Below are 24,284 nucleotides of genomic sequence, written 5' to 3'. Positions count from 1 at the left end.
CCCATGTCCAGCCTGATCTCACTGCTGAATGCACTGCTGGCCGAGCGCGACACCGGCCATGAAAGCGTGCTCGCCACTGTCGTCAAGGTCGAAGGTTCCGCCTACCGGCGTCCCGGCGCGCGCATGCTGGTCTCGCGCTTCGGCCGTCCGGAGGGGACCATAAGCGGCGGCTGCCTGGAAGCGGACGTGGCCAGGAAAGCCTGGTGGCTGACAGAAAAAGGGCCTGTGGTACGCAGCTACAGCACGGCACTAGAGGACGAGGACGGCGAAGAGGCGCTGAGCTTTGGCCTGGGCTGCAACGGCAAGGTCCATGTTCTGTTCGAGCGGCTGCCGGCCAGCGGGCCCTGTCCTCTGCTCGATACCTTCGACCGGGTTCGCGACACGCAGCAGCCGGCAGCCATTGCTACCGTGATTGCCAGCTGCGGCTGTGACGCGCCTCAGGTCGGCGCGCGCCTGTTGCTCGCACCGGAACGGCCTGCCGCCGGCGAGCTGCTGCAATCCCGGCTAATCGGTGAGATAAGCCGGGACTTGCAAAGCGCACTGTTGCACGGCCGCTCCTCACGAGCGCTGTATCAGTGCGAGCAAGGTGAGGTCGAGGTGTTTCTGGAGTACCTGCCGGCCGTTCGACGCCTGGTGTTGTTCGGTGCCGGGCACGATGCCCAGCCACTGGTGCGCATGGCCAAGGAACTGGGCTGGCACGTCACGGTGATCGACGGCAGGGTGCACTTCGCCAGGGCCGAGCGTTTTCCCGATGCCGATCAGGTAATTGTGGGCGATGTCCAGCAACCATTTCCCTTTGGCGAGTTAGTGCGAGGTGCGGCGGTAGCCGTGATGACCCACAGCCTGGCGCAGGACGCACACTGGCTGGAGGGCGTGCTACGAAGCGAGCCCTGCTATGTCGGTCAATTAGGCCCCCGCGATCGCACCGAACGGCTGTTGGCCGGTATGGGCGAGTTGCCGGGCGTGGAGCGCCTGCATTACCCCATCGGCCTCGACCTGGGCGGGGACACCCCGGAAAGCGTAGCCATGGCAGTACTTGCGGAAATCCAAGCGGTACTCAACAGCCGCACTGGCGGAAGCCTGCGATTGCGCTCCTCGAAGATCCACGAGATCGATTCGCTAACTAGCGACGACTCAGAGAGCGAAAGAGCCAACTCTCCTGCAGGGCGGCTGTTCGCTTTGCATCGCTGAAGTACAACCATCGAGTGAAGTCGACATGAATCAAGAAATACGGGTTGTTGCGGTACTACTGGCACGGGACGGCAAAGAGCAGGAGGTAGAGCGGATTCTGCGCGCCGGTGTCCTGCCATCGAGGGCCGAGAATGGGTGCTTGTCCTATGTATTGCATCGTGACCTCGACGAGCCGGGGCGCTTCGTGTTCATCGAAGGTTGGGCGGACCATGCAGCTATAGATCGGCATCGCCTGACTCCGCATTACAAGGCAATGGCCAATGCTCTCATCGACTTGTTGGTCGATCGCCAAGTGTTCCTTCTTGACGAGTTGAACGCGGAGCTACACGTACCTTCGGCTTCAAGCAAGAGACTCGTGGAGTGATAGCAGACCGGTTTGGCCGACGCTTTCGCAAGCTCCGGGTGAGTCTGACCGCTGCGTGCAATTACGCCTGCACTTACTGTGTGCCGGATGGCCGTCGCTTGGTGGCAGCGCGTGATGAGCTTTCCGCAGCAGCAATGCTCCGGGCCATCGAGATGCTGGTCGACGTTGCGGGCATCGAGGCGTTGCGTTTCACCGGTGGTGAGCCGTTGCTGAGTGAGAAGCTTGGCCCACTGCTCGAAGGGGCCAGCACCCTAGGTCTGAGAGACCTCAGCCTCACAACCAATGGACAGTTGCTCGCGAGAAAACTGCCTTTGCTGCTTGGCGCTGGCATCAAGCGGATTAATGTTTCGCTGGATACGCTTGATGCTTCCAGCTTTCGCCTGATTGCCAGAGGAGGGGATCTGCTGAGTGTGCTACTGGGTTTGGATCAGGCGCGCTTGGCGGGCATTGATATCAAGATCAACATGGTTCCGATGCGCGGCCAGAACCTAAATCAGGTGCTACCCATGCTTGAGTTCTGCCTTGAGCAAGGTTTTGAACTGCGCTTGATCGAGCTCATGCGTATGGGGCACCTGGCTTCCCAGAGAGATGTGCTAGCCAGGCAGTTCGTCAGTCAGCAGGAGCTTCTGGACCTCATTGGCCAGCGCTACGCTTTTACGCCGGAGGAAACTCCGTCAGGCTCTACCGCTGCACGTTACCGGATTAATTCACAAGGCTTCTTCGGCATTATCGCTAATGAGAGCAGCCCATTCTGTAGTGGTTGCGACCGGCTCAGACTGTCTTCCTCCGGCTGGCTCCATGGCTGCCTGTCCTCGGGGCATAAGCACTACCTGGGCGACTTACTCGACCGTCCGCTCAGTGAGGCGAAAGGTCCGCTTCGGCAGCTCCTCGGCAAGGCGCTTGCGGACAAGCAGGAGGTTGCCTTCACGGGGAGCCGGTTGATCATGAAGGCGGTCGGTGGATAGCACTTGCTTCGCGGAATCCCCCGGCCCTTTCGGGGCCAGGGGTTGGTATGCCGGCCTAGAAGTGATAGGTCAGCTGGGCGGTAAGCCCGTGCGCACTATTGTCATACTTGGCGCTGTATGCAGGCTGTAACCCGGATTCGTTGGCCTGGTGGAGCGACGCGGTGTTTTCCCAAAGATAGGCGTAGGCGACATCCAAGGTCAGGGTTTCACTTGGTGAATAGCCAAAGCCCAAGGTAACCGTTTTCCGATCTCCCACTGGAATGCGGACAGTGCGATCAGCGTTGGTCGTGGGGGAGGGGTCATATGCGAAGCCCGCGCGCAGGATCCATTGGTTGTCGAGCTGATAGGACCCACCAACCGCTAGCGCCCAGGTGTCATGCCAGTTCATCGGTTCGGCGATGTGCTCGAACCCTAGGCGCTGGCCCAATGCAGGCACACCCTTGTTCACGGCCTCGATCTGGTCAAGTCGGCTCCAGCGCGTCCAGGTCGTTCCCAGGTAGCCGGTCCATCGCTCATCGAAATGATGTGTGAAGGAGATATCCAACGACTCGGGCAGCGTGACGTCCAAGCTGGTGTCGTACTTACCATTCAGACCGAGGAAGGACGGCGAGTTCTCGACTTGGGTATGCCCCTTCAGGTGGTAATCGACCTTGGAGTGATACGTCATGCCGAAGCGGGTGGCCTCGTTCAGGTCGACCAGCAGACCGACGTTGTAACCAACGGCAGTGTCATCCCCCTCGATCTTCAGATGCGCATCTCCCTTGCCCGGATTCAGCGCCGCGGTGGCCAGATCGTTCTTCAAGGTGCCTTCGATGCGGTTGAATGTGGGGCCAAAGCCAATGGCAAACCGATCGTTGATCTTGTAGCTCAGCGTCGGCTGCACAGTGATCACCTGTACCTTGCTGTAAGACCCGTGGTACCGGCCTTGGAAGCTGCTCTCGTAGTCATTGATGATGCCGTAGGGAACGTACATACCGAGACCGAAGCTGAAGCGGTCATCAATAGGGGTGGCAAGGTAGGCAAATGGCACCGCGGCCAGCGGGACCGAGTCCCCCTTGCTGGTACCTGCCGCAGCGCTTTGAGCGCCACTGATGTCATCTTTCGCATTGACGACAGCAAGACCGGCACTGATTTGCGTGCCTTTCAGTTTGGACAGCCCCGCCGGATTCCCGTAAAGGGTACTGGCATCTAGAGCCGAGGACGCACGGCCAGCATAAGCTGTTCCGGCACCACTGGCGCTTTGTTCGTTAATTGCAATGCCATTGGCAGAGGCGTTCAGCGACAGCGCGCTGGCCGTGAAAGCCAAGGCGCCCTGAATCAGGTGTTTGTTCACTGCGGGTACTCCGAACAGGAAAAGCGCGACGGACACCTTCCTGCCGACAAGACCGGAGAAAGGTGTCACGAATGAAGCGTTTTTTTAAGGAGGCGAGGGGAGGTCGATCTTAGTTACATAACGATCTTATCGGCGATAAGATTAGGTCGCCGTCCTTCAAGCTTGCAATGATCGAAATCGACAGATTCATGATCCTGAACAACAGGCCTACCGATCAATCGATCGGAATGCAGGCTGATAGGGAAGAGGGCCGGGCAGCCAATGCTTGCCACCCGGCCGGTGCTCAGTCGGCGTAAGTTGGGTAGTCCGTGTAACCAGCCGCGGCCCCGCCATACATGGTCTCAGGGTTCAGCGGGTTCCACGGCCAGCCGTGGGCGATACGCGCCGGAAGATCGGGATTGGCAATGAAGGGGCGTCCGAAGGCGATGAGGTCGCCGAGATTCGCCTCCAGAATGTTCGCGCCACGTGTCGCGGTATAGCGACCGGCGTAAATGATGCAACCGCTGAAGGCGTTTCTAACGTCTCGGCGAAAGTCTTCAGGCAGATCCGGAGCGTTGTCCCAATCGGCCTCGGCGATAGAAAGGTAGGCGATGCCCGCGGCCTCCAGCATATTGATGGCCTCGATATAGGTGGTGTGGGGGTCCTCCTCGACAAGCCCTAGGTAGACACGCGCTTCATCGGTACTGGCGAACAGCGGGGCAAAGCGGACACCAAGTCTGTCGGGGCCTACCACACCGGCCACGGCCTGGACGATCTCGCGCAGGAAGCGCAGTCGATTCTGAAGCGAACCACCATATTCGTCGTCGCGCTGGTTGGTTTGTGCCGAAATGAACTGATTGACCAGGTACCCGTTGGCGCAATGAATTTCCACACCGTCGAAACCTGCATCCAAGGCATTCCGGGCCGCTTGGGCGTAGAGCTGTACTAGCTCCTTCACTTCTTTCGTGCTCAAGGCGCGCGGCATTGAAGGAGTAGCCAAGGTGCCTGTGCCAGGGCCCGTCTCGATGAACACGCTGACTTGATTCGCAGGAATGGCCGAGGGAGCGACAGGAGCGTCGCCATTGGGTTGCAATGAAGTATGTGACACCCGGCCGACATGCCAGAGCTGAGCGAAGATGATGCCTCCCTCCGCGTGCACGGCATTTGTGACCTTACGCCAACCATTGATCTGCTCGGGGGTATGGATGCCTGGTGTCCAGGCGTACCCTTGGCCCCGCGGCTCGATTTGGGCCCCCTCACTGATCAGAAGGCCGGCACTGGCGCGTTGCCGATAATAGGACGCCATCAGTTCGTTGGGCACATTTCCGGGCTGGCTGCTTCGTTGGCGGGTCAGCGGAGGTAAGGTGATGCGATTGCGAAGGGTATAACGCCCGAGTTTCACGGGTTGAAAGAAGCTCTGGGTACTCATGTCTATGGTCTCGAAGTGCAAGTGCGTCCGGTATTAGCAATAGGGACCCGCCTCCCGCCAAACCGGCAGGAGGTCCAGGAGGTAGTCGGGATTAAAAGGGCGCGTCGATATCGACGACGTCGATCAGCTTATGGTTGACGAATTCCTTGATGCCCAGGCCAATGAGCTCGCGCCCGTAGCCAGAGCGCTTGATGCCACCGAAGGGCAGATCGGCCTTTGAGGTGCTGGGATGGTTAACGAACACCATGCCAGTGGAGATGCGCTTGGCCACCTCGGCGCCATGTTTGGCATCGGCGGTGAACACCGAGCCACCCAGGCCGAACGGCGAATCGTTGGCGATACGTACGGCATCCTGCTCGTCCTTGGCGCGGAAGATCATCGAGACAGGGCCGAAGAACTCCCAGTAATAGGCTGGATTTTCAGGTGTTACGTTGGTCAGGATGGTCGGCTGAACGAAGGCTCCCTGACTTGGCACCCTGGGCCCAACTTCAATGGCCGTCGCACCGTCTTCGACGGCATCACGGATCTTCTGGCGAATTTCGTCAGCGGCGGCCTGTGACGACAGGGGCGCCAGTGTGGTGTCGGGGGCAAAGGGATCTCCAGCCTTGAGCTGGGCTACCCCGTCTGTGTACAGACGCAGGAACTCGTCATAGACCTCGTCCACCACGATCATGCGTTTGGAGGAAATGCAGACCTGGCCCGCATTCCAGTGACGCCCGAGCACGGCCCATTTCACCGTCTTTTCCATCTCGGCATCGCGCAGCACTACGAAGGCGTCCGCACCACCCAATTCCAAGGTCGACTTCTTCAGTGCCTTGCCGGCCTGCGCAGCGATGATTGCACCGGCCCCTTCGGAACCGGTCAGAGCAACACCATGCACGCGGTCATCATTGAGGATGGTCTCGATCTGTCGACGTGTGGCGTACAAGTTGCGGAATGCACCCGAGGGCAACCCGGAGTCGCAGAACAGCTTCTCAAAAGCTGCGGCACACTGCGGTACGGTTGACGCGTGCTTGAGCAACAAGGTGTTGCCGGCGGCCAATTGCGGCGCAAGGATGCGCGCGATCTGATAGTAGGGAAAGTTCCACGGCTCGATGGCGAGGATGATGCCCAGGGGCTCGTGAACAAGCGTTGCATCGCCCTCAGATGGATCAGCCACCGGCAGTTTCTCAGGGGCCAGCAGTGCCTCTGCATGTTTGGCGTAGTACTCGAGGATTCGCGCCGAGATCTCGACTTCCCCCAGCGCCTCGGCGGTGATCTTGCCCATCTCCAAGGTCAGCAGATAGGCATAGTCGTTGGCCTGTGTGCGAAGCAGGTCGGCGGCGCGCTGAAGAATTGCGCCGCGCTCGGTGAAGGAGCGCTCCTTCCAGTCAAGGAACGCGTTGTGGGCATCGTCCAACGCCTGCTCGACTTGAGCGTCAGTAGCCTCGGGGAAGGTCTTGAGCAATTCCCCGGTATAAGGGTTGATAGTGGCGTAGGCCATGTGTTTCTCCTTCTCGTGGAATGAAATTCTCTGCCGTGGGGGAGGTGGAGCCAGGCGTTGAAAATCAGCTCATTCAGCTGGTGTGTAGCGTTCCAGCCAGTGGGCATACGGTGCCGGCAATACCCATGTCGGGCGCTCAAGACCCAGAGCGAGGGCAGCCACATATGGCCAATGCGGGTCAGCGAGGTGGGCACGGCCGACCATGACCAGGTCCACTTGTCCATCGCGTACTACGCGCTCGGCCAGGGTGGGTGAGTCGATACCCCAGGCTGTTGCAACGGGAATATCAGCCTCACGACGAATCCGTTCGGCGATTGGCGCAAGGAATGCTGGAGCCCAAGGAATGTCTGCGTCCGGGATGTTGAAGCCCATGCTCACATCAATCAGGTCGGCGCCTGCATGTTTGAGGCCTCGAATCAGGGCAATGGATTCGAGCAAGGTCTGCTCGTCCTGCCCGTCGTACTCGATCACGCCGAGTCGCACCGTCAGTGGAAGATTCTCTGGCCAGACTTTGCGCACCGCAGACAGCGTTTCGATGAGGAATCGACCACGGTTCTCCGCAGAACCACCGTAGATATCGGTGCGCTGGTTGGCGTGTGCCGAGAGGAAACTCTGGCCCAGGTAACCGTGCGCGAAATGCAGCTCCAGCCATTCGAAGCCCACCGACAAGGCCCTGCGGGCTGCCATTACGAAGTCTTCGCGCACGCGCGCAATGTCGTCCAGACTCATCGCCCTGGGGACTTTCGGTAAATGAGCGCCAAAAGCGATGGCCGAGGGTGCGATGGTTTGCCAACCCCGTGGGTCGCCGTCGGCGATATGGTCATCGCCCTCCCATGGGCGATTGGCGCTGGCCTTGCGGCCTGCATGGGCGAGCTGAATGCCAGCCACGGAGCCGGCAGCTTTGACCGCCTGAACAACAGGAGCGAATGCCGCAGCTTGTTCGTCGTTCCACAAACCAGCGCAGCCAGGCGTGATGCGCCCTTCAGGGGAAACAGCGGTCGCTTCCACTATCACCAGCCCTGCGCCACCACGGGCCATGCCCGCGTAGTGGATATGGTGCCACTCGTTGACCCGCCCTTCGTCGGCGAGGTACTGACACATCGGCGGTATGGCAATCCGGTTGCGCAGAAGAGTGCCTTTGAGCTCGAACGGTTCGAAAAGCGCAGACATCTTGGTTCTCCGATTGAGTTCAGGGAAAAATTCACCCGCATCGCCTGGCTGGAGCCCTGCAATGGAGAGTCGGTAACGCGTGGTTGGTAGGTGCGAGTCAGCCGGGTGTCAGTTCAGCGAGCAGGCTCGTCCAACTGCAGCCCGTAGAGCATGTAGGGCTTCACTCGCTCGTCCTTGCCATCGTGAAATAGCGCCTGCCGGTGTAATTGGTTGGCAGTGAAGTAGAGCCAGCCACCGTGCAGCGCGAGGGTGTCTGGCCACTGGATCCGCGGATCTCGAGCGAGCGTCGTCCAATGCCCTGCGGCATCGCGACGGCGAATGGCACCTTGCTCATAATCCGTGGCGTAGATGCGGCCAAACGAATCGGCTTCTATGCCGTCGGAGGCACCTTTCTCCCCCAGGTCCTGTACCGCAGCCGCGATCTCGTCTTCTGTGAGGCTTCGATCACGCAGCAACCTGGTAGGGACCGAGAATAGGTGTCGGCTCGAGAGGGGCGAGTAGTACAACGTTGCGCCATCCTGCGACAGGGCTACACCGTCGGCCCCCACAGCGAATCGGGAGGGCGTCTTACCAGGCAACCTGACCATCAGTGCCTGCCCTTCCAGTTGTGGCACGAAATCAGGGTCCGGCTGGACCGATGCATGGCCGCTCAACCGGCGCCATGCTTCGCCGCTGGCCAGATCCACCACTATCAGAGCCGCTGGGCCGCGACTGGCGGAGTCGGTGATATAGGCATAGCCGGCGGAGCCGTCGTGGAAGTCAAAGCGTACATCGTTGAGGTAGGTTGTCGGCAGCACCACGGATGCCGGAAGCACCAGGCGACGCACGACCTTGTTGGCCTTCAGGTCCACCTGGACCAGTTTGGCGCCACCGGGGATAGGCTGCCCGAGGCCGGGTGCCGCCGTATCGAGAATCCAGAGGCTGCCCCGCTGATCGGCAACGACGCTTTGCACGCTGATGAGACCTTGCCCAGGATGCGCCAAGTCCTGCTGATTGATCGTCAGACTGGGGAAGGGAACGACGTCTTGCCCACGAATCTCCCCGACGGTGTAAGGCACTTCATCACCCCAACGCGGAAAGTTGACAAAAATCCGGCCATCCTCGCTGACCGTTATGCCAGTTGGCATCGCTCCTTTGAAGGCGAAAATTGGCCTGATGTTATTGCTGACTTGATCCTTCGCAGGATCGATGTCACTCATAGCCTGTGATGATGGGGCTACTATCGCTGCGGCGAAAAGCAGCGACGCAGTGGCAATGCAAATTCTTCGGAAATCAGTACTCCGATTCCGGGCTGCCGAAATTGGCATGGGATACCTCTCCACATCAGCGCAAGGCAAAACCCAGCGCGTTCAAAGCATCACGCAAACGGTGTCGGCCGCTCAGTGAATCCGGTCCCTGTACTCGCTCCGCGGCCTGGCTCGACCAGGAACGATCATCGCGCTGTTGACGCCGTTGGAAGTCACTCATCTGCAAGTCGTAGGCGGTAACGGCCTCCGCCTCGGCAGCGGCGTCATAGCACTCGCGGTGAAGCACCACAGATTGCGCCAAGCGTGGCTTGATCTCGGCGAGCAGTTCCGGATGGGGATAGCCGACACACATGCCGAACACCGCAAAAGTGCCACTCGGCAACTTCAACTCTTCAGCCACTGCTTCCGGGTGGTTACGCATCCCACCGATGTAGACGATTCCCAGTCCTTGGGCTTCGAAAGCGAGCGCGGCGTTCTGAGCGGCCAGCGCCGCATCCACGACACCGACGGTGTAACTTTCCAAGTAATCGGTACCCTCTGTTGGCACGTGCAAGGCTTGGCCTAACCGGCGCAGACGCGACCAATCCACTAGCCAGACCAGAAGCAGGGGAGCGTTCTCAACATGGCGCTGGTTTCCAGACAGCCGGGCGAGCCGCGCAAGACGCTCGCGATCTCGCACAGCGAGCACACTCCAGGCTTGCAGGTTCGAGGAGGTCGAGGCTGACTGGGCTGCAGCGATTGCCCAATTCAATGTTTGCTCATCAACAGCCACATCGCTGTAGGCACGTACCGAGCGATGCCGAAGAATCTGCCCGATCAACATGTCGGGCATGGGTAGGGCGGTTGGCTCGCCATAACGAGCTTGCCAAGCATCAAGAACTTCGTGTTGAAGGTTCATGGTTTACTTCCCGGGGAAGGTGCCTGCACAAGTCGTGATCAACAACGCTGATCGCGACTTGTGCGGGCTGGTCAGACTGGTGAAATGTCAGTGCCCTCGATCAGGAACACGCGGTACTCCGCCCCCTTGAGACGATGCTGCAATGCCGCCTGATAAGCTGAGCTGGTGTACCAGGCTCGAGCGGCTGCCATATCCGGGAAACGCAGAATGACTGCCCCCTCGATCGGCGTACCTTCCAACACCTCCAGCTCACCGTAGAAAGCCAGACGGGTGACATCATGTCCTTCTCGGGCGGCCGGAGCCTCCTGCGTATAACGTTGCAGTTCGGCAGCGTCAGTCGTGCGCTCGCGGGTGAAGACCACAAAGGCGGACATCCGGGCCTCCTTAGCTCAGTATCTGGAGCAGCGCGCGAGCTGTCGCTTCGGAGGAGGCCGGGTTCTGGCCGGTGACGAGCAGCCCATCGACTTCCACGTGGGCGTTCCAGTCGGCAGCCTTGCTATAGCGACCACCGTTCGCCTTGAGCATGTCCTCTACCAGGAATGGCACAACCTGAGTCAGGCCTACGGCATCCTCCTCGCTGTTGCTGAATCCGGTGACCGCCTTGCCGAACACGAGCGGCTTGCCATCACTTCCTTTAACGTGACGGAGCACAGCCGGGGCATGGCAGACAGCGCCGACCGGTTTGCCGGACTGGATCGCCTTCTCGATCAAGGCAATCGAGGAGGGATCCTCGGCAAGATCCCACAGCGGACCATGGCCACCAGGGTAAAAGACTGCATCGAACCCGCCGACGTTGACGTCACTCAGCTTCAGCGTATTAGCTAGTGCCTGGGTGGCAATCGGATCAGCCTCGAAACGGCGAGTAGCCTCGGTCTGGAAATCGGGAACATTGCTTTTCGGGTCCAGCGGCGGTTGGCCGCCTTTGGGAGATGCCAGGGTCAGTTCTGCACCGGCATCAATGAAGGCGTAGTAGGGGGCTGCCAGCTCTTCGAGCCAGAAGCCGGTCGGCTCGCCGGTGTTGCCCAGTTTGTCGTGAGAGGTGAGGACTAAGAGGATCTTCATGAGGATGTTTACCTATCGGTACGGGGGAGGGGAATGCGGCAAGTGGGCTGATCAATGACCCTACCGCAGTGTCAAAGGCTTGCTTCCAGAACACGCCGACAGACTGCTGGCGTGACATCTCCTGATTCACCGAGCCTGGTCAGTCGGTGGGTTTCGAGTTGGCTTATCAGGGCATCAATGTCGTTGACGCCCAGTTGGTAGTCCGCCAGATGCGTCGGTAACCCAAGTTTTTCGAAGAACGCACGAGTTCGCTCAATCGCTGCATCGATACGCTGTTCTTCGTCCCCTTCGGTGATCTGCCAGACGCGCGCGGCGTATTGCAGCAACTTGTGGCGCTTTGCTTGGCGCCGAACCTGAAGGTTGGCAGGAAGCACGATGGCAAGAGTGCGTGCATGATCGATGCCGTGAAGCGCAGTGAGCTCATGCCCGATCATGTGGGTGGACCAGTCCTGCGGAACACCAGCTCCAATCAATCCGTTCAATGCGAGGGTGGCGGACCACACGAGATTGGCGCGGCTGTCGTAATCGGCGGACTCATCCAGAACCTGCGGAGCGATTTCGATCAGCGTCTGTAGAAGGCCCTCGGCGAAGCGGTCTTGGACCCGGGCGTCGACGGGGTAGGTCAGGTACTGTTCCATCACATGGGTGAAGGCATCTGCCACACCGTTTGCCAGTTGGCGAACGGGAAGCGTGTAGGTTTTGCTCGGATCAAGAATCGAGAAGCGCGGGAACACATGTGGACTGCGGAACGGCAGCTTGGCCTGGGTCTCCCGACGGGTAACCACTGCGCTCTGGTTCATTTCCGAGCCGGTCGCCGGGAGGGTAAGCACTGAGCCAAATGGCAATGCTCCCCGAATATTTACTCCCCGTGTCTCCAGAATGTCCCAGGCATTAGCGTCGTAGCCAACAGCCGCGGCAACGAACTTGGTGCCATCGATAACCGAGCCCCCACCGACAGCCAAGAGAAAATCCAAGCGCTGGCTGCGGACCAACTCCACAGCTTGCATCAGAGTTTCATAGCTGGGGTTTGGCTCTATACCACCGAACTCTTGCACTTCCCGGGAGCCCAACGCCTCGCGAACCTCACCGAGCGTGCCGTTCACACGGGCGCTCTGGCCGCCGTAAAGCACCAGGACACGCGCCTCGGCTGGAACCAGTTCATCCAGGCGGGGGATAGTCTCGTTGCCGAAGACAATTCGTGTGGGGTTGTAAAACTCAAAATTGAGCATTGGGCTCACTCCGAATAAGTAGACCAGTCGACTAGTATTTGGGTAAATTTTTTACATCGATTGACTCACAAGACGGATGTCGGACCGAGCAGCAGAAGGGTGGTTTCGAAAGCAGCCTCTAACGGCACCCGATCGCGGGTGATCTTGGCGCGCAGACTAGCTCCGAGCCAAAGCTGGTACAGCATGGCTGCCAAGCCACGAGCATCGGTAGTGTCCGGCAGTGAACCGTCGACGACAGCTTCATTTACTGCATTGGCTAGGCGATCAATAACGCGCTCAGTGCCATCCCGGAGTACCACGCGCATCGGCTCCGACAAGTCACTGACTTCGGCTGCCAGCTTGACTGCCAGGCATTTCCCCTTGGGATCACAGGTTGCTTGGGTTTCCAGCCAGTTTGCCCAGTAGCTCAGCAATCGCTGCGCGGCGGACGCTCCAGGACAGCGCAATAGAGCTTCCAATTGAGCCATGTAGTCGCCGAAATAGCTCTCCAACAGCGCTTCACCGAAGGCCTCCTTCGAGGTGAAGTAGTGATAGAACGATCCTTTCGGCACATTCGCCGCCTGAAGGATTTCGCTCAAGCCAACGGCAGTGAATCCTCGGCCGGCGATGAGGACCTGGGCTGTGCCCAGGATGTGTTGACGAATATCAGTGGTGATCTGTGTGCTCATGGATCCCACCTTAACAATAATTAGACCAGTCGTCTACATTCTGTTTTAATCAGCCAATCGAAGCTGGCGCGCAGGAATGCGGGAGCATGACACTTGAGCGCGGAAAGCATCCGGAGATGAAGCTCTCTGGCCATCGCCGTAATTTCCTCTTCGGCCGCAATGTCCGCGAGGTTTCGGCACCAGAAAAGTGGCCAGCGGCATGGTCGCAAGGAAATTTGAACCAGCGCCTGGCTCCTGGGTGATAGCATGCCGCCATCAAGCTCAACGTCCCCTCGATAATAGGTGCCAGAAACGTTGTGACTCCCCACGAACGAGTGTGAAGTCAAATTAGCCGTCACCCGTTTGATAGGAGCTAGGCCATGGTAAGGCCTTTAGAAAAGCTGACAGGAAAGGGGGAGCGCTACACACGACGCGCCTCTGTTGAGGTAGAGATTTCTGAGTTGGAGGACATCGCCCTCGATGAGCTAGTCAAACACTGCAAATTGCGACCAAAGACGGTATCCACTGAGGCACTTCTTTACTTTGTACGGATCACACCAGCGTCGTCGCCAAGCCGTGAGCAGCTCTTCACTGAGCTGATGCGAAGGACGTTGGCAGCACTGCCAGGAGCAGGAAGCGAAACCGGTGGAAGCACGGGCTTCAGCAACCTAGCAATTCGCGATCGAGTGTTCGATTCCTTTGTTGATCAAATTTTGGCCGAACAGACGGAATACAACGAGCAACTCGATTACTATGAAGTCAATTTCAATCATGCGCTGAAAGCGGACTGCGCCGATGCAAAACGCCAGATCTGGAAGGAGGAAAATCGCTCGGAAGGATTGGTTAACGATCAGGGGGAGATTTCCGCGGAGGTGGAGGAGGCTGCTGCAAACTATGCCTCGCTCGACGCCGATGAGCTTGATGAAGATTATTACCGGCGGCTGTTGGACGGCGCGATAGATACCTTACCGCCCATTCAGAGAAGAATTTTAGAAATGCTGCGTCTAGACTTCCCTATAGCATCTACCAATGTGGACACCCCCACAATCAGCAAAGCACTGGGTAAATCGGAAAAAACCATTCGTAATCAGCGTGACCGTGCATTCGCAACACTGCGGCGACGGTTTGAGCGAAAGGAGGAAATTCGATGAACCAGCAGTTGCCCATGTCCCGCGCCGAAGTACTACGAGCTTTTGCCGTGGAGCAGACCCCCGGGAAAGATACGCTCGCTCGCTATCTAACAGCGTATCCGCAATACGCCAATGACCTAGTAGACCTCTCTCGGGAGCTAAACAGCCCGTCACTCGATAGAGAGTTATCAGCAGAGGAGGTGCGTGCCGTGGATGCAGCAACGGCACGTTTCCGAGCTGCAGGCGGACTGCCAATCGTGCAAGCATTGAAGCCACAAGCATTCGTCTCAGCGGCGGCCAGCATGCAGCTCCCACTGCAGTCAATGATTGCACTCCGTGAGCGGCGGGTAGAGCTGAGTTCAATTCCCGCCAGATTTTTGCAGCGTCTTGCCCTGGAATTAGGGACTAGTCTAGAGCAGCTAAGCGATTATCTGGGGCAGGCAGCTATGGCGTCAGCGGCTCGGCAAAATAAGTCTTCCATGAAACCGGGGCCTGCAACCAAGGTGTCATTTGAGAAGGTATTGCTAGACGCTGGTGTACCTACCGAGCGTGTCCAGTCGCTTCTTGAGCAGGGGGAGTAGATGGATGCCATCGAGATTGCTAGGCAGCGGGCAACCGAACTTCATCTCGATGCGGTCAGAGAAGGACGTAATCCTTGGGCGCCCTATGAGTTTGCCGTCGCCGAGGCCAACGCTAGAGGGCTGCTAGTCGAGAAGTGTGCCCCGGGGGCGGAAATCCTAGATGGTGGTCGCGCAATTTTTGACGCTGACTACCGCCTGATCGTCCATGAGGACGCGGGCACACCTTTCGATCAGGCCTTCTTGGTGGCACATGAAATTGGTCACGCCGAGCTAGGTGATGATGAAGGCGCTGAGGGATTTGTAGAGATAGACCCTGCGCGCTCCGTAGAAGCCGCGCCAATCGGGCTAGATCGGGTGGTCGACTATAGCCCCCGTCAACGCCGCGAAGTACAAATGGACCTATTCGCCCGAGAGTTCCTTTTACCACGTCCTGTGGTTAGGGAATTACATATCGAGCAGGGCATGGGGTGCAGCGAAATTTCGACGCGACTCGGCGCCCCCTTTGATGTCGTCGCGCAGCAAATGCTTGATTCCCTGCTGCTTCCAATCGCGTCCCAGCCGGAGCGCGATACACCAGATGCTGAAATCCCACTTAACGAAGAGCAACGGCACGCAGCTGCTCATCGGGGGGACGCTTTCCTGCTCCAGGCCGGGCCCGGAACTGGCAAAACGCGTACGCTTGTCACGCGTGTTGAAGGACTGCTGGATGAGGGCGTCGACCCGCGCCGCATATTGCTCCTGACTTTCTCCAATCGGGCCGCAGCAGAAATGGCCGAGCGGATCGCTCGTAAGCGCCCGTCAGAAGCTGCAGCGCTATGGATTGGCACTTTCCATCGTTTCGGCCTAGATCTCCTCCGGCGTTTCCATGAGCTAGCTGATCTACCGTCTGCCCCCCGACTAATGGATCGCACTGAAGCAGTCGAGCTGCTGGAGTACGAATTTCCGCGCTTGGGCTTAGTGCACTACCGCGACCTTTACGATCCGGCACAAAGCATTTCGGATATTTTGACGGCGATCTCACGAGCAAAAGACGAGGTTGTTGACGCGCAACAGTATCGAGCCATGGCACAAGGTATGCTGGATGCAGCCCCAAGCCAGGAAGCTGTTGCCTCTGCAGAGCGCGCTCTGGAAGTAGCAAAAGTATATGAGGTATATGAAGGACTGAAGCGGCAGGCAGGTTGCCTGGACTTTGGTGATCTGGTCATGAGGCCGGTGCAAATGCTGGAGTCGAATGAAACAGCACGAGTCCAACTGCAGCAAACCTACGATCATATACTGGTCGATGAATACCAAGACGTGAACCGCAGTAGCGTGCGGTTGCTTGCAGCGTTGAAGCCTCAGGGCAGGCATCTGTGGGTGGTCGGTGACGCCAAACAGTCGATCTATCGCTTCCGAGGTGCATCGTCGTTCAATATTTCCCGCTTCGGCCGGGAAGATTTTCCTGGCGGCGTCAGAGGCTACCTAGAGCGAAACTATCGCTCCGTCCCAGCGATTGTCGAGACCTTCTCCGAATTTGCCACGGGTATGGCCACTGGCGGAGCGCACAGCCAGCTGAAGGCAGATCGCGCTCCTATATCCCAATCTGACGCACCGGAACTTAGAACTGTCACCTCTGCAGCCGAGACCAGCGCCGCCTTGGCCGACAGTATCAAGAGAATGAAGGAGACAGGCTTCCCCTATCGCGACCAGGCGGTGCTTTGCAGAGGGAATGAAAAGCTCTCGGAGCTTGCACAAGAACTAGAACGGTTGGAAATCCCAGTACTGTTCTTAGGCAGCCTATTTGAGCGGGAGGAAGTGAAGGACCTCGTCGTTTTGTTATCACTCTTGGTCGATAAGCGAAAAATGGGGTTGCTGAGAATTGGATGTTGGCCTGATTTTGCGATGCAGCTTGAGGACGTACTACCGCTCCTCGAACACCTTCGCGAGAGCGAGTGTCCGGCGGAGGGGTGGGGCGAGGCGTCAGCCGGAATATCTGTCGCTGGGGTGACCTCCGTAGGACGATTGAGGCAAGCCCTGGAGGGTTTTGATCATAGATCTGCCCCTTGGACCGTTCTGGCAACAGTCCTGCTGGATCGTACACGAACGGTCGCTAGGATCGCGTCGTCAGATCGAGTGACCGACCAGGCCCGCGGAATAGCCATCTGGCAGTTCTTGAACTTCGTGAGAGCTCAGCCGGTCGGGGACGGGCTCCCCGTCGTGAAGCTAATGGACCGCATACGCCGACTGTTGAGATTGCGCGATGAGCGAGATCTGAGGCAGTTACCAAGCTCTGCGAAAGGCATTGATGCAGTCAGGCTGATTACCATTCATGGCGCGAAAGGCCTCGAGTTTCCAGTTGTGCATCTGACAGGGTGCAATCAGGACAGTATGCCTGGAGCCTATCAGTCAGCCAAATGCCCGCCACCAGACGGCATGGTAATGGGAGCGGTGGGCACGCCAGACTCAGTGGGCCGTAGTGCCCATCTCCACGAACAGGAATGCCTCTTTTATGTAGCGATGTCGAGGGCGCGCGACAGGCTCTACTTTTATGGAGTTACGCGAAAGAGTAATGGCCATACTCGGCCGCTTTCGGAATATCTCCAACGTCTAGGCAATCTGCGCCATGAGGAAGACCATCCGTCTCTAAGGCTTCCAACCGCGCTCGACACCTTGCCATTACAAGTCGAGTTTTCCGGCCAACCTAGCTTCAGCTCCCAGGCTGTGGCGCTTTACGACTCGTGCCCGCGGCGCTTCTTGTACACGCACTTAATGCAGGTTGGGGGGCGGCGTCAGAGCACTGCATTCATGCAAATGCACGATGCCGTGCGCGATGTTCTAAAAGACATAGTTGGAGCAGGGAACTTCTCCTCGTACAACTGGGAAGAGAGGCTCGAACAATCCTTCCTGGACAGAGGGCTACATGAGCATGGTTACGTGGATGATTATCGAGACATCGCTCAATCCATGCTGCGATATTTTTTGACGTCTCGAAGTGGTGCAACCGTCGAACCTTTACAGGCCTGGACTCTCGATTTCGGCAGTGAGGTGATTGTCGTGCATCCGGATGAGATTCTAGTTAGAGGCAGCGTTCGTACGCTCCGCAAAGTCTTTACTGGCCACGCTCGTCGCTCCGAATCCAAAGACGTCGGAATCGCAGCAGTTCTACTGGCAGCCGAAGCTGCCCAGCCTCCATCCTCAGTAGAGTTGGTCTATCTGGCTGATGAAGAGAGTAGAGGAATGAGCCTTAAGCAGAAGGAGCTCACGGATCGCCAATCCAAGCTCAAGAGTATGCTGGCCAATATCCGAGCGGGCCTGTTCGAGCCCAAGCGATCAGAGTACACCTGTCCGGGTTGCCCAGCCTTTTTTGTGTGCGGAGCAACCCCGCCTGGGTTGCTTCGCAAAGAATTCTAAAAAAAATTACCGGTGACGCTCCGTCAGTCCGATTAGAGGGTGTAGCTAGGCGCAATCGCCCTAGCGCTAACCCTAAAGGTAACTGACCATGAGCTCCATTCAAGATGATATAGATGACGTAGGCGAAGCCTTGCGGGAAGGGCGTCCGTTGAAGGCGGCTCGCGGATATTTGATCCGCTTTGCCCTCGATAGCGTAGATTTCCGCTCCATTGAAGTTTCCGATCCTTTACCCACCGGCCGCCAAATTTTTTCAGCCGCAGGTTTGGACTACCGCGCGGATCTGAGCCTTTACGCCATTTTGGCTTCCGGCGATTTCGAAGATGTGTCCCTCGATGAAACGTTCGATTTGCGCGGCAAGGGCGCCGAACGCTTCATTGCCTTCCGTACTGACCGTGACTACAAGCTCACACTCGATGGTCGCCAACTGCTCTGGGGAATGCCCGTAATCACAGGGGAGGCCCTTTACACCTTGTCTGGCATCGACTCCCACCACGCAGTATTCCTTGAGGTCCGTGGTGGCACCGATCAAGTAATCGAGCCAGGCGATAGCGTCGACCTCACTCAGTCGGGTGTAGAGCATTTCATTACTGCCGTTCGGCCGGTTAAAGGGTACGTCATTGTTGTGAACTCCCGTGACGAACCCGTACCGGGCAAGCAGGTCACCTTCGAACAGGTTGTACAGCTGGCATTTCCTGGCGCTCCTGTCGAGCCGAATGTTCGCTATTCCATGACCTATCGCAACGCCGCATCGAAGCCTCATGCTGGAGAACTTGCAGAGGGTGGCTTCGTAGAAGTTAAACATGAAGGGACGATCTTCAATGTCACAAAAACTGTTCAGTCTTAACCCCGACCTGACCCGTTTGAGAGAGGAAGGATACTTCACCCAGTTCCAAGGTGGATTCTTGGTATTGCGCGAAGTACCGTACGTTAACTCTCAAAAACAGGTGAAACTCGGAACACTAGTTAGTGCTCTCGATCTTGCGGGTGATATGACCCGCAAGCCCGAGACCCATGTTATCTATTGGGACGGGGAGTTTCCGTGCCGGGCAGATGGAACGCCACTTAGTGAAATAAAACACCAATCTGGGGCGTTCAGCCTAGGGCACGGCGTAACGGCGCAGCACTCTTTCTCAAGCAAGCCGGGCCCCGAAGGCTATCCCGACTACTATGAGAAAATGTCCACCTATGCAACGATTCTGGCAGGCCCCGCAGCGGTACTGCAGCCGGGCATCAGTGCAAAAGTCTTCCGCGTAGCAGACGAAGCGAATACCGATAGTGTTTTCAATTACATTGATACCGCTTCGGGGCGAGTAGGCATCGGTGACTTGGCAGAAAAGTTGGAAAGTGAAGTCATTTCAGTAATCGGCACTGGCGGGACTGGTGGTTACATTATCGATTTGGTCGCGAAAACCCCAGTACAAGAAATCCGCCTCTTCGACGCAGATGAGTTTTTGCAGCACAATGCTTTTAGAGCTCCCGGCGCTGCTTCTCTGGAGGAATTGCGTGAGGTCCCTAGGAAGGTCGACTACTTCAGAAAAATATACTCCAAGATGCATCGCCGCATTATTGCTCACCCACACCAACTGGATCACTCCAATGTAAACCTCCTAGAAGGGAGTACTTTTGCTTTTATTAGCATGGATGCTGGAGAAAGCAAGCGTGCAGTGGTGAAAAAACTGGAGGAACTAAATATTTCATTCATTGATGTTGGAATGGGACTCGAACTGGTAAATGGAAGTCTCGGCGGAATACTTCGAGTTACTTCAAGTACCCCGGACAAGCGTGAGCATATTCATTCGGGACGCATTTCATTCGGTGATGGGGGGGAGCGTGACATTTACGCATCCAACATCCAGGTTGCAGACCTGAATGCACTTAATGCTGTCCTGGCGGTAGTCAAGTGGAAGAAACTCAGAGGATTCTATCGAGATTTGGAGAGAGAGCATCACTGCACATACACAACGGATGGAAACCTATTGCTCAATGGTGATCAGGCATGATTCGTATCCGAAAGCTTGAGCATCGATTTATCCGCAGCATACCGCGCGAAATTGAGCCAGGATTTTTGTACGTGTCTATGGAGTATGGTACAGCTGTACATAGTTGTTGCTGCGGTTGCGGCGAGCAAGTAGTAACCCCTCTTACCCCCACGGATTGGTCATTGACGTTCGATGGTGAGTCGGTTTCATTGGCGCCGTCAATTGGTAACTGGTACAGCGCCTGCCGTTCACACTACTTCATTAGACGTGGACGTGTAATTGAGGCGGGAGACTGGAATCGGGCGCGGATTGAAGCGGAGCATGGCCGTGACAAGGCAGCAAAGGCACGCTTCTATGATGAGTCGGTAGAGAAATATAACTCGCCGCCTTCAGAAGAAACTGCGAGCGATTCAGTTGGTTCAGAGCCACAGTCATCTAGCGCTTGGTCGACCATTAAGGTCTGGCTATTGCGTTGGATTAAAAAAGACTGAACAGTCTTAAAGTAAAATTAACCCACAAGGAGGGTGCATGGGCATTCCATTTGACTTCTCTAGAATAAACAACATTTACGTATCCGCACTTAACAATGACAGACAAACCATTGTGTTTGAAGTTAGAAATGGGGTTGGGGTATTCGTATTCATGATGTTCTTCTCGGAGGAGGACGAGTCGAAAGATCAGCTTTTCCTCTATTTATCAAGAACACAGTGTATGCTCCAGTTCCTGATGTACGGCAAGCACACCACAAGAAATCCAGAGAGCAACAAGTTTGTGGTTTACATAAAGCCTGGTGATATAGAAAAAATTCGCGAAGAATTACACATTGATGGTGGGAGGGGGCAGTTTAATCTGGAGCAATTCCTGCTCGAGTTAAATAATGGCATACCTCAGCAGCTTGAGCTTCATGAGCTTCAACGGAACTGCCGACGACACTCCGAGGCATTTGCCGATCCACTACTCCGAAAGGTTATTGATCAGGGCGATAAAATTTACCTCATAGGCCCAAGACAATTGGCCGCAGGCAAAAAACCGCAAGAAAAAACACTTAGAAAACTATACTTGCATGTTGAAGGTGAAGTAGATGTTCTGGAGAGGTTTATTAGAGAGCTTAAGGCCAGAAATAAGACACTCGCCTGGACCGATAAAAAAGAATGGGCTAATGGTGACATTCGCTGGATGTTGAATAACATATAGAAACTTGGCTTCCGTGCAGCTTCCGTATAGCTGGCGCAGCGAACAGTCTAATTCTCCATAACTGACTCCGGGAGAAGCAATGTATTACATTTTTGCGGTCTTGATACTTTCCTTTCTGGCAGGCGTCACCTGGCTATCTATCTCCCTGGCCAGCCAAGAAAGGCCAGGCGACATTCGTACTATTTGGTATATATTTTCACTTTCACTGTTTTTGACGATTTTAATTGCAGTACACGCACTGAGCCAGGGGGCAATAGATGGCGACGGGAAATTTGTCGGGCCTTATGGAGAAGCATTAAGCAAGGCTCTTGAGATGGCTCTGGATATAAAAGGCGAATTAATCTTTATGCTTCTTTTCCTTGCCGCGATTATCATACCTCAAGTCATGAGTTACTTCCTATCGGGAATTTCGGGGTGCGCATCATCTCCAATTTTCGTGTCCAAGGGGTTCTCAATCTTCATCTGGACGATGGCAAAAGCTTTTGCAACATGTTCGGCCATTATCCTTTCTTTGTGCTTACTTGGCGCTCTAGGACACATACCGCTGGGCCTTGGAGAAATCATAACCTCTCTGTATACCGGGCTCGCCATGCTGTTTTTTGCATTTTCTATGATGTTTTTCTACAGAAAGTCAGAGTATCTTCAGGAGTTGGCTATGGATTATTTAATCAATAAGTCCAACGTGTTAACTAAGATGCACCGATGGCTCGCCAGGAAAAATATTGCCTAGCTACAGAAGCCGCCTCAGAAACAACCAAGCGGACTCCTAGCCTGCCATCCTATAGAGTGCTGCACAGCGTTCATGAGGCTGAGTAAAGGCGCAGCAAATTTTCTAGGCAGGTGAAGTCGCGAGTTAAATGAGATTGCTGTTGATTGCACTTCAGGCAGCCCAGAACTTCACGCATCCTCGTTGGAAATAAATTTAGAGTTACTAGATGGGAGTGAGTCGTGGCTGCCTATGCAATCTTAATTTTCATCTTCTTGACGGAGTGCGCGCGCTGCTCATCAAGAGAGTTGTAGTAAGTATTCTGTGTAGTGCTTAGGCTATTATGGCGTAGATCTGCTTGCAGATCCTTCATGTCACGATATGGTGCATCGAACGTAGCAGAGGTATGGCGCAGCCAATGTAGTGATGCTGAACGGAGTTGGTCGATCGCATCATCGCTCCATCCTTCAATTTGCATTCTCCGCAGAGCCTCATCAAAAACGTCCTGAAGTAGAAGCCTGATGTGGCGATCAGAGAGGCCACCTCTGCCTTTTAAAGTGCTGAGCAACGGCCGCTTTTCATGGGCAGAGGGCAGGGGAGGTAATTGCAAATATTTGCGGTATCGCGTCAAGTAAGAATCAATGAACTCATCGCGCACACTAATTTTCGCTGCCTTATTCCCTTTGCCGACGACGTGGAACCACCAGTTTCCGGTGGTATCTCGACGAAAGTCTCCCATCACGGGCTGCCAGTTATCACGCCCCACAAGGTCAGAGACACGCAGATACATAGAGAAGAGCGTGGCGGCGATAAATAGAGTGCGCTCATGAACAGGTTCAGCTGCCGCCATTAGCTCGGCAGTCTCAATGACAAAGCTCCACTGCAGTTGGGTAAGTGAGCGAGACGACACGTCCAAGGTATTGCGCTGCTTATAGATCGACTTCTGTTTAACTGCCCGAAAAGGATTCACCTCGGTAAATCCTTCGTCTATTGCGTGCTGAAAGAAACTGCCGCACACAGCAAATACCTGAGCCACGGAGCCCTGGGACATTTTGTAGGCGCTCAAGGGGAGGGCGGTCAGCGTTTCCGAAGCGATTTTCCTATCCCGTTTAGGAGCAATGGTAGCGAAAGGACGCCAATCCTCGTTCACGCCATACGTGTCACTGTCAGAACGCTTCCTTGCGCCAATACGCACAAAGCGAGACTTAACCATCGGGCCAATCCATTCAGCAGGCGGATTGAGGCAGAACTCCATGAAAGCTTCGGCATCGCGACGGCGCAGCTCGACGAGAGGCTTCTCGACGACCAGCGCAGACCACAGAAGCAGGCGCTCCACGTGAGTTCGGTAGGAGTTGTAGGTTGCTTGGTTGCCTGCATAGGACTTGAGGAACCCGCGGACGGCCAGGTATCCGTCAATAGCCATGCAGTGCTCAGGCATGGCACGGAGATAGCCGAGCACGATTGGAAGCTCACGACCTAGGCCCAGGAAGTTGAGTTCATGAAAACGTTCGAAGGTATCGAACAAGGGCTGGGGTGTTTGAGGCATGGCGGCGCCGCGAGCAAGTGATGCCTCTAGGATGAGAGTTTTGTGGCTATCCTGCAATATCCGGGTCTAGCCATTATCGGATATTACATATGAATTTCCCTCGCTCGATCGAGGTGTGCCCCTCACCAGTCGACCAATCTCAATGCCCACATTGCAGGCAGCTCCAGTCTCACATCAGGACTGCCCTTGAAAGGTGTAAAGCACAAGGGAATTTTTTACATATGCAATAAAATCAATTACTTAAAATTCAGAATCCGTCTCTAAAAAGTGGAAAAGCGCCCAAAAAGGAGGCTTTAGCACTCTTGGCGCCAAGCTGGGCAGCCAAAAAGACTTGCCGCTCCTGGAAAGTGCCGAAAAAGGTGCACTTTCACATGGGAAGATAAAAATCATCTTTTATATCAGTAGGTTGAAATCAATCAGCGGCGGGTAAATAGTGGAAAATCTACCGCCAACGGAGCAGAAAGGCTCCTGCACGTACGCTCTGTGCGCGTCTAACTGTGAAAGAAGGTCAGCTCCAACGAGAAAAAACAGCGTAGAGGGGCTTCGGTAGCTGCGCAGCAGATATTTTCTGAAGCGAATCTGACCCATTCGATGTAGCAGAACCCGGCGATTGAGACTGACTGTTGCGAGCGATTACACGTCTTAAAGACGTTTTGTGGACGCCAGGTACCCCCAAAACGAGCACGGAGCGCCTTGAAGCCTAATGCCACAGGGCTTCCACATTTAAGGAATGAAATTCCACTTTTTAGGGGCTCCTTACA

Annotated in this window: 22 protein-coding genes; 11 read left to right on the top strand and 11 right to left on the bottom strand. The window is 56.1% G+C overall.

Translation table 11 applies throughout. The features are described 5' to 3' along the window. The first annotated feature begins 3 nt into the window (after positions 1-3). Genes RN02_RS12625 through RN02_RS12615 form a run of 3 tightly spaced genes read left to right on the top strand, consistent with a single transcriptional unit; the run spans position 4 to position 2,520 of the window. Positions 4-1,191, top strand: coding sequence for an XdhC family protein (locus RN02_RS12625; protein WP_043314811.1), 1,188 nt, complete (start codon positions 4-6; stop codon positions 1,189-1,191). Between the two features lie 25 nt (positions 1,192-1,216). Then, positions 1,217-1,555: a putative quinol monooxygenase gene (locus RN02_RS32295; RefSeq protein WP_082033784.1), complete on the top strand. Its 339-nt coding sequence runs from the start codon at positions 1,217-1,219 to the stop codon at positions 1,553-1,555. Continuing rightward, positions 1,552-2,520: a GTP 3',8-cyclase MoaA gene (locus tag RN02_RS12615; protein ID WP_043314809.1), complete on the top strand. Its 969-nt coding sequence runs from the start codon at positions 1,552-1,554 to the stop codon at positions 2,518-2,520. The genes RN02_RS32295 and RN02_RS12615 overlap by 4 nt, the downstream gene beginning before the upstream one ends. Before the next feature lie 55 nt (positions 2,521-2,575). Here RN02_RS12615 and RN02_RS12610 read toward each other — a convergent pair whose 3' ends face one another. From RN02_RS12610 to RN02_RS12565, 10 genes are all read right to left on the bottom strand, one after another. Then, complete coding sequence (locus RN02_RS12610) at positions 2,576-3,853, bottom strand: outer membrane protein transport protein (protein ID WP_043314837.1); 1,278 nt, start codon at positions 3,851-3,853, stop codon at positions 2,576-2,578. Positions 3,854-4,136: 283 nt separating this feature from the next. Further along, on the bottom strand, positions 4,137-5,261 hold the full coding sequence (locus tag RN02_RS12605; protein WP_043314836.1) for an alkene reductase: 1,125 nt from the start codon (positions 5,259-5,261) through the stop codon (positions 4,137-4,139). A gap of 91 nt (positions 5,262-5,352) precedes the next feature. Beyond that, the gene (locus tag RN02_RS12600; protein ID WP_043314808.1) at positions 5,353-6,744 is read right to left on the bottom strand and encodes an NAD-dependent succinate-semialdehyde dehydrogenase; all 1,392 of its coding nucleotides are present in this window, start codon (positions 6,742-6,744) and stop codon (positions 5,353-5,355) included. A gap of 69 nt (positions 6,745-6,813) precedes the next feature. Then, positions 6,814-7,914 carry an NADH:flavin oxidoreductase/NADH oxidase gene (locus RN02_RS12595; RefSeq protein WP_043314807.1) on the bottom strand — a complete coding sequence of 367 codons (1,101 nt, stop codon included), beginning with the start codon at positions 7,912-7,914 and terminating at the stop codon, positions 6,814-6,816. 113 nt (positions 7,915-8,027) lie between these two features. Next, on the bottom strand, positions 8,028-9,113 hold the full coding sequence (locus RN02_RS12590) for an L-dopachrome tautomerase-related protein (protein WP_177331056.1): 1,086 nt from the start codon (positions 9,111-9,113) through the stop codon (positions 8,028-8,030). 124 nt (positions 9,114-9,237) lie between these two features. Beyond that, positions 9,238-10,059 (bottom strand): NADPH-dependent oxidoreductase, encoded by an 822-nt coding sequence (locus tag RN02_RS12585; protein ID WP_043314806.1) that lies wholly within the window; start codon positions 10,057-10,059, stop codon positions 9,238-9,240. A gap of 71 nt (positions 10,060-10,130) precedes the next feature. Next, positions 10,131-10,433, bottom strand: coding sequence for a DUF1330 domain-containing protein (locus tag RN02_RS12580; protein WP_043314805.1), 303 nt, complete (start codon positions 10,431-10,433; stop codon positions 10,131-10,133). Positions 10,434-10,443: 10 nt separating this feature from the next. After that, the gene (locus tag RN02_RS12575; protein WP_043314803.1) at positions 10,444-11,121 is read right to left on the bottom strand and encodes a type 1 glutamine amidotransferase domain-containing protein; all 678 of its coding nucleotides are present in this window, start codon (positions 11,119-11,121) and stop codon (positions 10,444-10,446) included. A 71-nt stretch (positions 11,122-11,192) separates the two neighbouring features. Beyond that, positions 11,193-12,350: an iron-containing alcohol dehydrogenase gene (locus RN02_RS12570; RefSeq protein ID WP_043314802.1), complete on the bottom strand. Its 1,158-nt coding sequence runs from the start codon at positions 12,348-12,350 to the stop codon at positions 11,193-11,195. Positions 12,351-12,415: 65 nt separating this feature from the next. After that, the gene (locus tag RN02_RS12565) at positions 12,416-13,018 is read right to left on the bottom strand and encodes a TetR/AcrR family transcriptional regulator (RefSeq protein ID WP_043314801.1); all 603 of its coding nucleotides are present in this window, start codon (positions 13,016-13,018) and stop codon (positions 12,416-12,418) included. A 359-nt stretch (positions 13,019-13,377) separates the two neighbouring features. On the opposite strand from RN02_RS12565, the gene RN02_RS32290 reads away from it, so the two are divergent. From RN02_RS32290 to RN02_RS33225, 8 genes are all read left to right on the top strand, one after another. Beyond that, positions 13,378-14,148, top strand: coding sequence for an RNA polymerase sigma factor (locus tag RN02_RS32290; protein ID WP_082033783.1), 771 nt, complete (start codon positions 13,378-13,380; stop codon positions 14,146-14,148). Beyond that, positions 14,145-14,708 (top strand): hypothetical protein, encoded by a 564-nt coding sequence (locus RN02_RS33235; RefSeq protein WP_152623753.1) that lies wholly within the window; start codon positions 14,145-14,147, stop codon positions 14,706-14,708. The genes RN02_RS32290 and RN02_RS33235 overlap by 4 nt, the downstream gene beginning before the upstream one ends. Continuing rightward, positions 14,709-18,098 carry a UvrD-helicase domain-containing protein gene (locus tag RN02_RS32285; protein WP_082033782.1) on the top strand — a complete coding sequence of 1,130 codons (3,390 nt, stop codon included), beginning with the start codon at positions 14,709-14,711 and terminating at the stop codon, positions 18,096-18,098. Between the two features lie 88 nt (positions 18,099-18,186). Further along, positions 18,187-18,942 carry a multiubiquitin domain-containing protein gene (locus RN02_RS32280; protein ID WP_082033781.1) on the top strand — a complete coding sequence of 252 codons (756 nt, stop codon included), beginning with the start codon at positions 18,187-18,189 and terminating at the stop codon, positions 18,940-18,942. Further along, positions 18,917-20,098, top strand: coding sequence for a ThiF family adenylyltransferase (locus RN02_RS32275; protein ID WP_082033780.1), 1,182 nt, complete (start codon positions 18,917-18,919; stop codon positions 20,096-20,098). Before RN02_RS32280 ends, RN02_RS32275 begins: the two co-directional genes overlap by 26 nt. After that, positions 20,095-20,568 (top strand): DUF6527 family protein, encoded by a 474-nt coding sequence (locus RN02_RS32270; RefSeq protein ID WP_082033779.1) that lies wholly within the window; start codon positions 20,095-20,097, stop codon positions 20,566-20,568. Before RN02_RS32275 ends, RN02_RS32270 begins: the two co-directional genes overlap by 4 nt. A 37-nt stretch (positions 20,569-20,605) precedes the next feature. Next, entirely contained in the window at positions 20,606-21,271 is a 666-nt protein-coding gene (locus RN02_RS33230) for a hypothetical protein (RefSeq protein WP_152623752.1), read from the top strand. 79 nt (positions 21,272-21,350) lie between these two features. Then, positions 21,351-22,001 (top strand): hypothetical protein, encoded by a 651-nt coding sequence (locus RN02_RS33225; RefSeq protein WP_152623751.1) that lies wholly within the window; start codon positions 21,351-21,353, stop codon positions 21,999-22,001. Between the two features lie 226 nt (positions 22,002-22,227). Here RN02_RS33225 and RN02_RS12535 read toward each other — a convergent pair whose 3' ends face one another. Continuing rightward, positions 22,228-23,523 carry a tyrosine-type recombinase/integrase gene (locus RN02_RS12535; RefSeq protein ID WP_177331055.1) on the bottom strand — a complete coding sequence of 432 codons (1,296 nt, stop codon included), beginning with the start codon at positions 23,521-23,523 and terminating at the stop codon, positions 22,228-22,230. Positions 23,524-24,284 lie beyond the last annotated feature (761 nt).

The organism is Pseudomonas sp. PI1, assembly GCF_000812405.1.
GTDB classification, from domain to species: domain Bacteria; phylum Pseudomonadota; class Gammaproteobacteria; order Pseudomonadales; family Pseudomonadaceae; genus Pseudomonas; species Pseudomonas citronellolis.
The sequence above is the reverse complement of the archived record's forward strand: the minus strand, read 5'-3'. Positions and strand labels throughout refer to the sequence as shown.